Genomic DNA, 14,211 nt, shown 5'->3' with positions numbered 1-14,211 from the left:
TCAAAAGCCTCCGTATGGGATCACTGCCGACCGGGTGATCGGAAATGGCAGGCGTGGCGTGAATGGAAGCGCAAATATGAAGTCGGAAGACGCGTCGTACTGCACCGTTACGATGTAGATATTTGCGTCCGCGCCCGATGGCGCTGCAGTCACGTTGACCTTTGTTGCGTCCAGCAGAGGATAACTTCCAAGGTTCGTCGTGACGTAGGAAGTGGCGAGGCTGTTGCGCTCGCTGTCATTCAAGCCGGCGATCGATGTTCGTGCCGCCTCGGCTGCGAGTTGCTGAACACCGTGGACCATCGTGAGATAGGATCCGAATACCACGATACCGAAGATGATCGTCAGGAACACCGGAAGCAGCATTGCGAATTCGACCGCCGATGCACCACTCTCATTTCGCATGAAACGCATTAGAGGAGCCCCTGCTGTACGAACTTCTCCATAGTTTGCCCGATGCCTGTCTTACAAAGCGTATAGGTGACGCAAGCTTAGGTTGAGGGGTTCATAAATGTTGATGGTGCCATAAGATTCGGCTCGTGACCGGCCCCTGACCCGATCGCGGTCACCTATGCCGGGCAAGGCTCATCGTTCTAATTTGCCCTCTAGGGGCGCCACCGGATCCGATCCGTTCTCCTGCTGGGCGCAACATCCGGTCGATTTCCGCAACAAATGAGCCGCAGACGGCGGGGCACAAAATTGATATTGGCGGCAATTCCCTATAGTTTCCGCCATGATAGCGGCCCAGCCCAACTGAAACAGGAAGCGAGAACCCAAGTGGCGCCCATCCAATATATCGTCGAGGGCGGTCACCGGCTCTCGGGCTCGATCGAGCCGGCCGGCAACAAGAATTCGGCGCTGCCGATCATCGCGGCCGCACTGCTCACCGAGCATCCGGTGACGCTGGAGAACGTGCCGCGGATCCGCGACACCGAGACCCTGGTCGAGCTGGTCCGCTCGGTCGGCGCGGCCGCAGAATGGACTGCCCGCAACACTCTTCACATCCACGCCAAGAGCATCCGCGCCGCCGATCTCGATCCCGAGCTCTGCGTCCGCATCCGCGCCTCGATCCTGCTCGCAGGCCCCCTGCTCGCCCGCTGTGGCGAGGTGATGCTGCCGCCGCCCGGCGGCGACATCATCGGCCGGCGCCGGCTCGACACCCATATGCTCGCGTTGGAGCAACTCGGTGCCAAGGTCACCGCGACCGACCGGCTGGAATTCCGCGCGCCAAAGCTCACCGGCGCCGACGTGTTCCTGGACGAGCCGAGCGTCACCGCGACCGAGAATGCGCTGGTTGCCGCAGTCGCGGCTGACGGCGTCACCCATTTGCGCAACGCCGCCTCCGAGCCGCATGTGCAGGACCTCGCCAACTTCCTGGTCGCGCTGGGAGCGAAGATCGAGGGCATCGGCACCAACACCATGATCGTTCATGGCCCGGCGACGCTGGGGGAAGCGACCTACAGGATCCAGCCCGACCATATCGAGGTCGGCTCGCTGATCGGTCTCGCCGCCGTGACGCGCTCGCCCCTGCGAATTGTCCGTGCCGGCGTCGAGCATCTGCGCTCGATCCGCATGGGTTTCGAGCGGCTCGGCATCGTCTGCCGCATCGAGGGCGACGACCTCATCGTGCCGTCGAACCAGACGCTGAAGATCCAGGACGATTTCGGCGGCCACGTGCCGAAGCTGGAGGACCAGCCCTGGCCGGCTTTCCCCGCCGATCTGATGTCGATCGCGATCGTCACCGCCACGCAGTGCGAAGGCGTGATCCTGATGTTCGAGAAGATGTTCGAGTCGCGGATGTTCTTCGTCGACAAGCTGATCGGGATGGGCGCGCGTATCGTGCTATGCGATCCGCATCGCGCCATCATCGCGGGGCCGAGCCGGCTGCACGGCGCGACGCTGAGCTCGCCCGACATCCGCGCCGGCATGGCGATGCTGCTCGCCGCCGTCTGTGCCGAGGGCACCTCCACCATCAACAACGCCGACCAGATCGAGCGCGGCTATGAGCGCATCGACGAACGGCTGAACGCGCTGGGCGCGAAGATCCGGCGCGTGCCGGAACGGAAGGGGTGAGGCTCTTTCAATCTGGCACTGGTCTCGTGCCCCGGACGCAGCGCAGCACGTCAGTGATGCGCTGCTGAGCCGGGGCCCATGTCACGGAGATCAGCGCCTGTGGCTTCTGGGTCCCGGCTCGCGCTTCGCGCGTCCGGGACACGAGAGCCATGTTTTCGTCGCCCTGCGATGCTACTGGATAGCCATGCTCGACACTGTTCAACCTCATTCGCAGCCGCAAGCCGGCGCGCAAAGCCATCTCGCGGCGGAGTTCGTCGAGACGTTGCGGCTGGCCGTGCCGATGATGCTGACGCAGCTCGGGCAGATCGCGATGATCACCAGCGATCTCGCGCTGATCGGCAGGCTCGGCGAGGATGCAGTCGCCGCTGCGGCACTTGCGCACACCGTCTATTTCGTCAGCTTCACCTTCGGGCTGGGATTGATGGCCGCGGTGTCGCCGCTGGCCGCGCAGGCGTTCGGCGCCGGCGACGTCAGGCGCATCCGCCTGTCCTTGCGCGTCGGCCTCTGGGTCGCGCTGCTGATCTCGCTGCCGATGATGGCCTCGCCGCTCTATGGCGAGCGCATCCTGATTGCGCTCGGACAGGCGCCGCATTCGGCGAACCTCGCCCAGCGCTATCTGAATGGCCTTGCCTGGGGCATCGCGCCGGCACTCGGCTTCATCGCGCTGCGCAGCATGATGAGCGCGGTGAACCGGCCGCAAGCGCCGCTGTGGATCACGCTCGCGGCGATCCCCGCGAATTTCGCGCTGGTCTACTGCCTGATCCATGGCCTGTTCGGCCTGCCCGAGCTCGGCCTGTTCGGCGCGGGACTGGCGACGACGCTCGTCAATCTCGGCACCTTCATTGCGGCGCTCGCCATCGCGGCGTGGCGCAAGCCGTTCGCCGACTATCATCCGCTGGCCCATCTGTGGCGGATCGACTGGCCCTTGATGCGTCAGCTGATCGTGATCGGCGCGCCGATCTCGTTCTCCCTCCTGCTGGAATACGGCCTGTTCTCTTCGGCCGCGCTCTTGATGGGGCTGATCTCGACCACTGCGCTGGCCGCGCACCAGATCGCCCTCCAGGTCACGGCCGTGCTGTTCATGGTCCCGCTCGGCATCGGCATGGCCGCGACGGTGCGGGTCGGTCATGCCTATGGCCGTAACGAGCCGGCCGGCGTCCGACGCGCGGGCCTCGTCGCAGCCGTGCTCGGGATCGCGTTCGTCGCAGGCCTGACCGTTGCCATCATCCTCGGCCGCTATGAGCTGGGGCGGCTGTTCCTCGGCAGCAGCGAGGCCAGCGCCCCGACCGTCGAGCTCACCGCAACACTTTTGCTGGTCGGCGCAACCTTCTTCATCGCCGATGCGCTGCAGACCATCATGGGTGGTGCGCTGCGCGGCATCAACGACACAAGGATGACATTGGTGTTCGCGGCGATCGGCTATTGGTGCGTCGGCTTCCCGATTGCCTGGGCGCTGGCCTTCCACGCCGGCCTCGGCGCGGTCGGCGTCTGGATCGGACTGTCGATCGGATCGTTCGTCTATGCCGGCCTGTTGATCTTGCGATTCCGGATGTTGACGCACAAGATTGCGGGATGACCAGACCCGTTCGCGAAGTCGCCCCGAATGTCGATGCCGGCAAGGGAGGATTTTGGAGCCGGAGCGATGACGCCGTCGGTCGAGCTGTTCTGCTCCTTGGCGGTCCCTTCAGCTGTCTCGACACAGCCGCTTGTCAAGTTCGCACCGGCTGCCCGATCCCCAGCAAGTTACCTTCGCTATCGCGGAACCAGACGCCCCGCTCCCCAACCCCCTTGCTGGGATAATTCCCGGCAATCTCTGCAATTCCATTGACGGTCTTCAAGCCGGGCAGGTCGTACTCCTCGAACTCGACTCCCCGCGCGCGAAGCTCGCGCACCGTTGCCTCGATATCCTCGACCTCCCATCCCATCTGCGTGTGCGTGCCGGATTGTGTTCCGGCCGAGACGAACAGCGCAAACTCGCTCCCCCCGCAGACATAGCGAAGCCCGCCCGCACGCTCTTCAACCGGCTCGAGCCCGAGTTTCTCGGAGTAGAACGCCCGCGCGCGGTTCAGGTCCTTGGCCGGAAGCCGGGTTGCCACCTTCGCGTTTCCTAACATGCTCTCTCCTTCCTTCATTACGCATTGCTCACGCTCTATTCCGCGACGCGCGCGGGCTTGTCACCCGCGGCCTCCGACCATTCGCCGATGACGCGGTCGAGATCGCAGAGGTTCTGGTGCATCTGCTCCAGCGAGAAGCCGAGCGCGAAGAAGCGCTCCGCGGTGTCGCCGGCATGGCCGCGGATCAGCCCGTCCTGGCGCACGGCCGCGACGGCCTCCGAATAGTGCTGAAGCGCGACGTGCACGGGATGGATCGGCGGCGCGCCGCCGCCCTCGCGCAGGGCTTCGGCCGCGGATTTGAGGAAGCGCAGGATCGCCGCGCTGACTTCGGCCAGCGGGCCGGCGAGCCTGACCTGCACCTCGACCGGCAGCGGCACCACGGTGGCGCGGCCGATCATCACGACGTCGTGGCGCAGCCGCAGAATCGTACGCAGCAGCGGGCCGGTGTCGGGACCGCTCGACAGCCGCGCCGAACGCTCGCGCTCGGCCTCCGCGCCGATCGCATTCATGCCCACCATGGCGGTGCCGATGCCATCCTGGATCCGATGCAGCGCATCGTTGTCGCGGCCGCGGGTGAGGCCCGCGAGCAGCTCCGTAAAAGCCTCAGCAATCAGCTCGAGCAGTTTTGCCGCGCTGGCGCGGATCTGCCGCACCGCGCGCGACGGCAACACCAGGAACGAGACCAGCAGTCCGGTGATGGCGCCGACCGAAACCTCGCTGACGCGATCGATCGCCGATGCCAGCGGATCGGCATGATGCATGGTCGGGACCAGCAGCACGATCACCGCGGTCACGGTGGCGGTGCTCAGGGTCGGATAGATCGACGCGATGAAGGCCAGCGGCGCGACCGCCAGCACCAGCAGCCCCAGCAGGCCGGCTTCGCTGGAATAGGGGATCGTGATCGCGATGGCGCCGCCATAGATGGCGCCGCCGATGGTGCCGAGCATGTAGTCGCGCGTCGCCTTCAGCGAACGGCCGACGCTCATCTGGGTCACGATCAGCGAGGTCAGCACCGCCCAGAGCGGCAGCAACAGATGCAGCGCGGTCGCGATCGCATAGGCGGCCGTCGCCGCCACCGTGACCCGGAGCGCCAGCCCCAATTGCGTCCGCCGCGACCGGATGCGGTCGAACAGCTCCTTTGCGCCTGCCATCGTCGAATGTCCCGATCCTCGTTGACCAGCCAGAAGCATAGCTGATGCCCGCGGCTCCAAGGCCGCTTGAAAGGCAAAATCAGCCCGCCTAATTTGCCGGCCAAAACGAGGAAACACGATGGCTCACGAAACCGCAACGCTCGCCGCCTACGTCGCCGACCTGAAATTCGCGGATATTCCGGCGGAGGTGCTGGATCGCGCCAAGGTGCTGACGCTGGATTTCCTCGGCAGCGCCATCCGGGCGCGGAGCGAGGCGGAATCGACCCCATCGATCTTGAAGATGCTGGAAGCGCTCGCGCTCGACACCAAGGGCTCTTCCACCGTGTTCGGCGACAGCAAGACCTGGACACCGGCGGTGGCGGCGCTGCTCAACGGCGCGCTCGGCCATTCCCTCGACTTCGACGATACCCATGCCGATTCCTCGCTGCATCCGAGCGCGCCGGTGGTTCCGGCCGCGTTTGCCGTCGGCGAGATGGTCGGCGCCTCCGGGCGCGACGTGCTGACCGCGATCGTGGCGGGCTACGAGGTCTGCTGCCGTCTCGGTAACGCGCTCGACCCGACCTCACATTATGCGCGCGGCTTCCATCCGACCGCGACTGCCGGCACCTATGGCGCGGCCGCTGCGGCTGGCAAGCTGTTCGGACTCTCCGAGACGCAGATCATCGCCGCCTTCGGCGTCGCCGGCAGCCAGGCGGCGGGCTCGCTGCAATTCCTGATGAGTGGCGCCTGGAACAAGCGCTACCAGGTCGGCGCCGCCGCGATGAACGGCGTGATCGCCGCGACGCTGGCGCGCAACGATTTCGTCGGCGCGACGGAATCGATCGAAGGCAAGCACGGCCTGCTCGCCGGCTACACCGACGACGCGCATCCCGACAAGGCGGTGGCCGGGCTCGGCAAGAGCTATGAGACCATGAAGATCGGCGTGAAACCGTATCCGAGCTGCCGCTACACCCATGCCGCGATCGACGCGCTGATCGCGATGCGGCGCGAGCACAATCTGACGCCCGACCAGGTCAAGCGCGTCGAGATCGGCTTGCACCGCAACGGCATCACCCTGACCGGCGATGCCGCGACCAAACGGCACCCCACCTCGATCGTCGGCGGCCAGTTCTCGATGTTCTTCACCGGCGCGCTAGCGCTCGACCAGGGCTCGTTCGGCTGGGACGATTACAGCCGTCTCGGCGACGCCGCGATCGACGCGCTCGCCGACAAGTTCGACGTGGTGCAGGACGACCGGCTCGAGGTCGGCCGCACCCATCCCTTTGGCGCCCGCGTCAGCATCACCACCGATGACGGCGTGCACGAGCGCCTCTACGCCGATCCTTCCGGAGAGCCGACATCGTTCCCGGATGCGCAGGCGATGCAGCAAAAATTCCTGACGCTGGCGCGGCCCGTGCTGAATGCGCGGGCCGACAAATTCGCTGACGCCATCATGACGCTGGAGCGGTTCGATCGCGTGGCGAAGGCGACGGAATTGGGGCGGCAGTAGCCGCCTAGTTCGCCCCCGCCAGCTTCCCCTTCTCGCGGGTTGTCGCCACCACGTCCCGCACCAGATCGAACACGCCATCGGCTTCTGGCGGCGCGTTCGGCGAACGGCCGAGGCGCACGATCACCAGCCGCTCCGACGGGATCACGATCGTGTACTGCCCGATCGTGCCCTTGGCGAAGAAGGCATCGCGCGGCCAGCCATGCTTGATTCGAAACTTTGCGCCAAAGCTGTCGCCCTGGTTGGTCCAGAAGCCGGCGCCGATGCCGACCCACGCGTTTGGCGTGGCAGTCGCGGAATAGTTCACCCAGCCCTCGGGGAGGATGCGCTTGCCGCCAGCGACGCCGTCGTTGAGATAGAGCTGGCCGAAGCGCGCCCAGTCGCGCGCGGATGCCAGCATCTCACCGGAGCCCTCGATCGTGCCGGCACCGTCGAGCTGAAGCGTGACGTTGTTCATGCCGAGCGGGGCAAACAATTCGCGGCGCGCGAAGGCAAGCGCATCCGCGGGCTTGCCGCCGGCGGCGTTGCGGATCAGATGCGCGAGAATGATGGTGTTGCCGTCGTGATAATTCCACACTGTGCCCGGCGCGGTCGCGAGCGGCGCGCGCTCGGCAAAGCTGGCCATATCGTCTTCGGCGTATTTCATGGCATTAACCGGCTCGAGCGCGGAGCCGAGCCAGGCCTCCAACGAGCTTCCGAGCGCAATGCCGGCGGTGTGACGCAGCAACTGATCGACGGTGATGACATGCCGCGGATCGTCCGGATTTTGCCAGGCGGCAATTGGCGCGGGCCCGTCGAGCTTCAACTTGCCCTGGCGCACGAGAATGCCTGTCAGCGCCGACATCACCGACTTCGTCATGGAGAAGCCGAGCAGCTGCGTCTCCGGCCCGACACCGTCAGCATAGCGCTCGGCAACGATGCGCCCGGCCTTCATGACGACGATCGCGCGGGTGCGGCGATAAGGCGGTTGTGCGGGCTCGGCGAAGGCGCGGTCGAGCGCGGCGGATAGCCCCTGGCTTTGCGGCGGCACCAGTCCCGGACCGGCGATCTCGGGGAGCAACGCCGGCTGCTTGTCGTCAGGCGGCACCGCGACGTCGACGAGCCCCTGGTCGTGCTCGAGCGTGCAGCCGAGCCCCTCGCGATAGACGGCATGGCTGCGGCCGATGCCGAACAACGTCACGGTGACATCCTTGCGGGCGCGATCGACCCGAACATCCATCGCCCAGGTCAGGAGACCCGCACCCGGCATCGCATCGGTGGTCTCGGCGAGGTCGCGCATGGGGTCGAGGCCGGAGACGAACGTCTCCGAGCAGAGCGTGTCGGCGATGAAGCCGGTGGCAACCTTCGGCACGTCGCGGGCCCGCGCCGCGCCGAGGGCGAGGCCGGCAAAGGCGATGGCGGTGGCGGTGGCGGTGGTAGCGAGGATGATCTTGCGGCAGCGGGTCACGGGCTTTCTCCTGCTTCGGGGCGAATGGCGGAGAAGGAGCCGGATGCGGGCGAAGCGTGCTCGCCGGATTTGAAATACGACCTCGTCGAAACTGACCGGCGCTAGCCGAACTTGAAATTCTAATATGATTCCAACGAGATAATAATCTAGACCGCATCAACCTTGAGCCGCCGATACTCCGTCGGCGTCACGCCCGTGACCGCCTTGAAGGCGCGATTGAAGGGGCCGAGCGACTGGAAGCCGGCGTCCATCGCGATGGTGATGACGGGAACCTCAGCCTGGGTGGGATCGGCGAGCGCGGCCTTGGCCTCCTCGATCCGGTGATTGTTCAGAAACACATTGAAGTTGCGATAGCCGAGCCGCTGGTTGATCAGCCGGCGCAGCCGGTATTCCGGAATTTTCAACCGGCCCGCCAGCGCGCCGATGGTGATGTTCTCCTGACGATAGACCCGCTCGTCCGCCATCAGCCGCATCAGGGCGTCGATGAGCTTTTGATCGGCGGCGTCATCGGCCGCAGGCTGACTGAAAACAATCGGCGGTGCGGGCTCCGTCGCGGCCGGAAACAGATCCGCCCCGTCAACCCGCATCATGGCATAGACGATCGCCGCGACGGTGCAGGCGAGCACCCCGGCATTGATGGTTTCGGCGACATCGCCGACGTGGTGCCCGGCGACGGCGATCTGGAGCACCGCGTTCAGCCCGCCATAGAGCGCGGTTGCGCAGACGATGAAGACTCGAGCGCTGCGGCGGCGCTCGACCAGGTCGGCCGGCCAGGAGGCGATCGTCTGCCCGATCGCAAGCGCAATGAATCCGAGCACGATCAGATTGACCACCGTCACCGAGAACCGCACATGGCCACTGGGTGCAATCCAGACGCAGCCCGCGAAGCTGAAGGCCGTCACCAGCGCCCAGACCGATCCGTGCCACCAGCGGAGGCGAAACTCGTCGTCGAACAGGGAGCGTGTGAACAGCCAGAACACCACCATGGTGCCGGTCGACAATGCGATCAACGGTGCATGCCAGAGCGGGATCCGCGACGTGACATCCAACGAATAGCTCACAGCATGCGCGGCCGCGCCCAGCGCGAAGGCCGCGCCGAGGCGGGCGGCCAGCACATTGCGGAAGTCGGCGAGCAATGACGCCGCCAGCACCAGCAGCAACGCAACGCTGGCGGCGCGAAAGGCGAGATCGATTGCGGCAAGTGTCATCGGGCGATGCGATCGGGCGCGGTTGAAACCAGCCAAACATCGTTCGTTGCGCCAGCTTTTTCAAGGACCATCCTCATCTACAGATGTCATCGCCCGCGAAGGCGGGCGAACCAGTACTCCGAGGCGGCAATCATTGAACCGAGAAGCCTCGGCGTACTGGATTCCCCGCCTTCGCGGGGAATGACAGCGAGTTTGTGGAACAGCCTTTGTCGCGACGGCGATGCGAAATTCTGCTACCATCGCGTCCAAGAAAGTCAAAAGGAGTCCACCATGAGCTGGCAACCCTCCAACGATCCCGTGCTCGGCGATCCCATGTCCTGCGACGCGCTCGATCTCGTCATCGTGCCGCGCACCCGCGATCTCGGCGACGGATTCTCGGTGCGGCGCGCATTGCCGCATGGCAAGCGGCAGATGGTCGGGCCGTTCATCTTCTTCGATCATTTCGGCCCGGTGCAGTTCGTCTCCGGCAAGGGCATGGACGTACGGCCGCATCCGCATATCGGGCTTGCCACCGTCACCTATCTGTTCGACGGCGCGATCATGCATCGCGACAGCGAGGGCAATGTGCAGGAGATCGCGCCGGGTGCGATGAATTTGATGACGGCAGGCCGCGGCATCGCGCATTCCGAGCGCACGCCGGATGCGCAGCGCGCCTCGGGCCAGCAGATGCTCGGCCTGCAAAGCTGGATTGCGCTGCCGGCCGGCTCCGAAGAGATCGATCCCACGTTTCAGCATTATGCGGCCGGCGAGCTGCCGATGATCTCCGAGCGCGATTTTACCGCGCGGGTGATCGCCGGATCCGCCTTCGGCATCGCCTCCCCGGTGAAAATGGTCTCGCCCTGGTTCTACACCGAGGTCACGGCTGTTGCGGGTGCTAGTGTGCCGCTCGATCCCGACCATGAGGAGCGCGCGATCTACGTGGTTGACGGCGAGGTCGAGATCGCGAACGAGCGCTACGAAGGGCCACGGCTGCTGATTTTCCGCCCCGGCGACCGCATTACCGTGAAGGCGCTCAGGGCCACGCGGATGATGTTTCTCGGCGGCGATGCATTGGAGGGCCCGCGCCACATCTGGTGGAATTTCGTCTCCTCCAGCAAGGAGCGGATCGAGCAGGCCAAGCAGGACTGGAAAACCGGCCGCTTCACCGCGGTTCCGCAGGAACATGAGTTCATTCCGCTGCCGGAATAGGCTAATCCGGTTTCCGTCGGGCGCGGCCGGATGTGCTCCTGAAAGCCAAGTCTGCAAAAAGCCAAGTCTGCCCTGAAAGCTAAGTCTGCGAAAGCTTTGCGATGACCACGATGCTCTCCAGCGACCTGCCCCTAACCAAGATCGGGCGTGGCAAGGTGCGCGATATCTACGCCGTCGACGACGACCGCCTGCTGCTGCTGACCACCGACCGCATCAGCGCCTTCGACGTCGTGATGGGCGAGACCATCCCGATGAAGGGCGCGGTGCTGACCCAGATCAGCGCGTTCTGGTTCAACAAGCTCGAAGGCGTGGTGCCGCATCACATGATCAGCGCCGACACCGACGAGATCATCGCAGCCGTGCCGGCGCTTAAAGCCCATCGCGCCGAGATTCTCGGCCGCGCCATGCTGTCCCGCCGCACCACCGTGTTCCCGATCGAATGCGTGATCCGCGGCTATCTCTCCGGCTCGGCCTGGAAGGAATATGCCGGCTCCGGCACGCTGGCGGGCGAAAAACTGAAGGCCGGCCTGGTCGAGAGCGAGAAGCTCGAGCCCTCGATCTTCAGCCCCGCAACCAAGGCCGAGACCGGCCATGACGAGAACATCACCATCGCCAAAATGCGTGAGGTCGTCGGCAACGAGGTCGCCTACACGCTCGAAAGCATGACCCGCGCGATCTACACTCTCGGCGAAGAGCTGGCGCGCGAGCAGGGCATCATCATCGCCGACACCAAGTTCGAGTTCGGCCGCGACAAGGACGGCCGCATCATCCTGATCGACGAAGTCATGACGCCGGACAGTTCGCGGTTCTGGGCCGTCGACGCCTACAAGCCCGGCCAGCCGCAAGCGAGCTTCGACAAGCAGCCATTGCGCGACTATCTCGACGTCGAGCGCCGCGCCGGCCGCTGGAACGGCGACGCCCCGCCACCGCCGCTGCCCGCGAGCGTGGTGGATGCAACCAGCAAGCGGTATCTGGAAGCGTATCGGCGGGTGACAGGACGAGAGCTGAAGATTTAGCTCCGTCATTGCGAGGAGCTCTTGCGACGAAGCAAATCCAGACTGCCGCCGCGAGGAGACTCTGGATTGCTTCGCTACGCTCGCAACGACGCGGAAGGGCTGCTGCGCCCCTCCAGCACTGTCAACCTAGCTCCATCACCGCCGTCATATGATCGCCTATTCACACGCCGTAGGCCGCATCCTCTCCGGATGCCCGAAAACTGTCGGCTATCTCATACTTGCAAGAATTCTGTTGCGCTAGGCTCGCAGTCGTCTACCTCTCCGGGCGGGTATTTTCATGAGCGAGTGTGACGGCGTGACAGATCCTGCAATTGGCTTCGATCCGGTCACCGGGGTCAGTCCGTCCGTCAAGCGTGCGCTGAATGATATGCTGGGCGGGGGTGCTGCAAGCATCCTCACCCTCACGTTCGGGCTGTCCTATGCGCTGCTGATCTTCGCCGGTCCGCTCTCGCCCTATCTGTCCTACGGCATCGCTGCGACCTTCATCAGCTCCGCGGTGCTTGCCGCCGTGATCGGGCTCGGCAGCTCCCTGCCCTTCGCAATTGCCGCCCCCGACAGCTCGACCGCGGCCGTAACAGGAATTCTGGCGGCCTCGCTGGTCGAGCATATCGAAGCGGCCAATCTGTCGGCACCGCTGCTCTCGCCGGTCCTGATCACGCTCGGCCTGTCGACGGTGCTCACGGGAATCGTGCTGTGCGGGCTGGGCCTGACGCGGATGGGCCGCGCCATCCGCTACGTGCCCTATCCCGTGGTCGGCGGCTTTCTCGGCGCCACCGGACTTCTCATCGCCCTCGGTGCGATCAGGGTCATCACCGGTTATCCGGTGCAGCTCACGACGCTGCCGCGCTTCGCCAACGGCACCACGCTGCTGGAAATCGGCGCCGCCTGCGCCATGGCGCTGGTGCTGTATCTGACCTGGCACCGCTCGCGGACTCCATTCGGGCTGCCGATCATCCTGGTCGGCGGCGTGCTCACGGCACATCTGGCGTTCTGGATCTCGGGTGTCTCGCTCGACCAGGCACGGAGCATGGGCTGGACCTTTCAGCCGCCGCCGCAGGCCGCATTCATGCTGCCCTGGCACGCCGACGACCTCGCCCGCTATCCCTGGTTTGCCGTGCCGGACCTGCTCGGCAATCTCGTCGCAGTCATCTTCGTCACCGCGTCGAGCACGCTGTTCAACACCACCGGCATCGAGGTCGCCGTGCACCGCGAGGCCAATCTCGAGCGCGAGCTGAACGTCACGGGCGCGGCCAACATCCTTAGCGGCGTGCTCGGCGGCTACACCGGCTGCAGCTCGATCAGCCGCTCGATCCTCAATTTATCCAGCGGGGGCCGCGGCCGGCTCTCCGGCCTCACCGCCTCGGCGCTGTCGCTGCTGATGCTCGCGATCGCGCCAGAGCTGCTCGGCTTCATTCCGAAATTCGTGCTCGGCGGCCTGCTGCTCTATCTCGGCGCCGACCAGCTGCACAAATGGATCATCGAGTCGCGCAAGCGGCTTTCGAAGCTCGAATATCTGTCGCTGGTCGCCATTATCGTCATCATCGTGGCCTGGGGTTTCGTGCCGGGCATCCTGATCGGCGTCATCATCGGCTGCGCGACCTTCGCCTTCAGCGCGGCGAGGGTCGAATCGATCAAGTACAGTTTTGACGGCTCCGAATATCGCTCCTCGCTCGACCGCTCGCGCGACGACCAGGAGGTGCTGCTGGCCCATGGCGGCAAGATCCAGGGGCTCAACCTCCAGAGCTATCTGTTCTTCGGCTCCGCCAACCGGCTCTACCAGCACGTCAAGCAATTGCTCCAGCAGCGCCCGGAGTGCCGCTATCTGCTGTTCGACTTCAAGCTCGTCACCGGCGTCGACTCCTCCGCCGCCTACAGTTTTGCCCAGATCAAGCGCAGCGCAGGCGATCTCGGCGTCGAGCTGATCCTGGTGCATCTGTCGGCGGCGGCCGAGAAGGTGCTGCGCGCCAGCGACTTCGTCGGCGAAGGCGTCACCATCATCGGCGAGCTCGATCACGCGCTCGAATGGTGCGAGAACGAGCTGATCTCGCAGCACCAGGGTCTGGCGCAGGAAGAGGCGAGCCTGCGCGACTGGTTCGCCCGCATTCTCGACAGCGAGGACGACGCCGATGAGCTGATCCGCCGCTGCCAGCGCATCGAGGTCGAGGCCGGCGAGGTTATCGTGCAGGCCGGCGATCCCGCCGATTCCATGCACTTCATCCTCGACGGCCGCGTCGGCATCATGATCCCCGCCGACGACGACCGCACCACGCGCGTGCGCAGCCTGGGGCGCTACACCACGATCGGCGAGATGGGCCTGGTGTCACAGACGCCGCGCAGCGCCACCATCCAGGCCGAGGTCGACAGCGTGCTCTACGTGCTGAACACTCACCAGTTCGACGCGATCAGGAAAGAAGACCCCGCGCTCAGCCACAAGCTGCTGACCTATTTCGTGTCGGTGATGGCGGAGCGGCTGACGTTCGCAAATAGGACGATCGCAGTGCTGCGGCGGTGATCAATACGTAACCCAGAAG

The 14,211-nt window shown here is 65.2% G+C and carries 11 protein-coding genes; 6 read left to right on the top strand and 5 right to left on the bottom strand.

All coding sequences use genetic code 11. The features are described 5' to 3' along the window. Nucleotides 1-411, bottom strand: coding sequence for a TadE/TadG family type IV pilus assembly protein (locus ABID58_RS02100; protein WP_354031346.1), 411 nt, complete (start codon nucleotides 409-411; stop codon nucleotides 1-3). Nucleotides 412-774: 363 nt separating this feature from the next. On the opposite strand from ABID58_RS02100, the gene murA reads away from it, so the two are divergent. Continuing rightward, nucleotides 775-2,070, top strand: a complete 1,296-nt coding sequence (murA, locus tag ABID58_RS02095) for a UDP-N-acetylglucosamine 1-carboxyvinyltransferase (RefSeq protein ID WP_354031345.1) — start codon at nucleotides 775-777, stop codon at nucleotides 2,068-2,070. Between the two features lie 184 nt (nucleotides 2,071-2,254). Beyond that, on the top strand, nucleotides 2,255-3,646 hold the full coding sequence (locus ABID58_RS02090; RefSeq protein WP_354031344.1) for an MATE family efflux transporter: 1,392 nt from the start codon (nucleotides 2,255-2,257) through the stop codon (nucleotides 3,644-3,646). 133 nt (nucleotides 3,647-3,779) lie between these two features. Here ABID58_RS02090 and ABID58_RS02085 read toward each other — a convergent pair whose 3' ends face one another. Both ABID58_RS02085 and ABID58_RS02080 read right to left on the bottom strand, forming a co-directional pair. After that, complete coding sequence (locus ABID58_RS02085) at nucleotides 3,780-4,184, bottom strand: VOC family protein (RefSeq protein ID WP_148750904.1); 405 nt, start codon at nucleotides 4,182-4,184, stop codon at nucleotides 3,780-3,782. Nucleotides 4,185-4,219: 35 nt separating this feature from the next. Further along, on the bottom strand, nucleotides 4,220-5,335 hold the full coding sequence (locus ABID58_RS02080; protein WP_354031343.1) for an FUSC family protein: 1,116 nt from the start codon (nucleotides 5,333-5,335) through the stop codon (nucleotides 4,220-4,222). A 118-nt stretch (nucleotides 5,336-5,453) separates the two neighbouring features. Here ABID58_RS02080 and ABID58_RS02075 point away from each other — a divergent pair, with 118 nt between their 5' ends. Continuing rightward, a complete protein-coding gene (locus tag ABID58_RS02075) occupies nucleotides 5,454-6,824 on the top strand; it encodes an MmgE/PrpD family protein (protein ID WP_354031342.1) in 1,371 nt (456 codons plus the stop codon). 4 nt (nucleotides 6,825-6,828) lie between these two features. Here ABID58_RS02075 and ABID58_RS02070 read toward each other — a convergent pair whose 3' ends face one another. Together ABID58_RS02070 and ABID58_RS02065 are read right to left on the bottom strand one after the other, a co-directional pair. Then, nucleotides 6,829-8,268, bottom strand: coding sequence for a serine hydrolase domain-containing protein (locus ABID58_RS02070; protein WP_354031341.1), 1,440 nt, complete (start codon nucleotides 8,266-8,268; stop codon nucleotides 6,829-6,831). A gap of 146 nt (nucleotides 8,269-8,414) precedes the next feature. Then, entirely contained in the window at nucleotides 8,415-9,476 is a 1,062-nt protein-coding gene (locus ABID58_RS02065) for a helix-turn-helix domain-containing protein (protein WP_354031340.1), read from the bottom strand. Nucleotides 9,477-9,746: 270 nt separating this feature from the next. On the opposite strand from ABID58_RS02065, the gene ABID58_RS02060 reads away from it, so the two are divergent. The 3 genes from ABID58_RS02060 to ABID58_RS02050 all read left to right on the top strand — a co-directional run bounded on the left by ABID58_RS02060 (nucleotide 9,747) and on the right by ABID58_RS02050 (nucleotide 14,192). Continuing rightward, nucleotides 9,747-10,664, top strand: coding sequence for a pirin family protein (locus ABID58_RS02060; RefSeq protein WP_354031339.1), 918 nt, complete (start codon nucleotides 9,747-9,749; stop codon nucleotides 10,662-10,664). Between the two features lie 101 nt (nucleotides 10,665-10,765). Continuing rightward, nucleotides 10,766-11,680 (top strand): phosphoribosylaminoimidazolesuccinocarboxamide synthase, encoded by a 915-nt coding sequence (locus tag ABID58_RS02055; RefSeq protein WP_354031338.1) that lies wholly within the window; start codon nucleotides 10,766-10,768, stop codon nucleotides 11,678-11,680. Nucleotides 11,681-11,975: 295 nt separating this feature from the next. Beyond that, the gene (locus ABID58_RS02050) at nucleotides 11,976-14,192 is read left to right on the top strand and encodes a SulP family inorganic anion transporter (protein WP_354031337.1); all 2,217 of its coding nucleotides are present in this window, start codon (nucleotides 11,976-11,978) and stop codon (nucleotides 14,190-14,192) included. The last annotated feature ends 19 nt before the right edge of the window (nucleotides 14,193-14,211 follow it).

Source organism: Bradyrhizobium sp. S3.2.6 (genome assembly GCF_040546885.1).
In the GTDB taxonomy this organism is placed as follows: Bacteria; Pseudomonadota; Alphaproteobacteria; order Rhizobiales; family Xanthobacteraceae; genus Bradyrhizobium; species Bradyrhizobium cytisi.
Note: the sequence above shows the minus strand (reverse complement) of the source record. Positions and strands in the feature narration are given on the sequence as shown.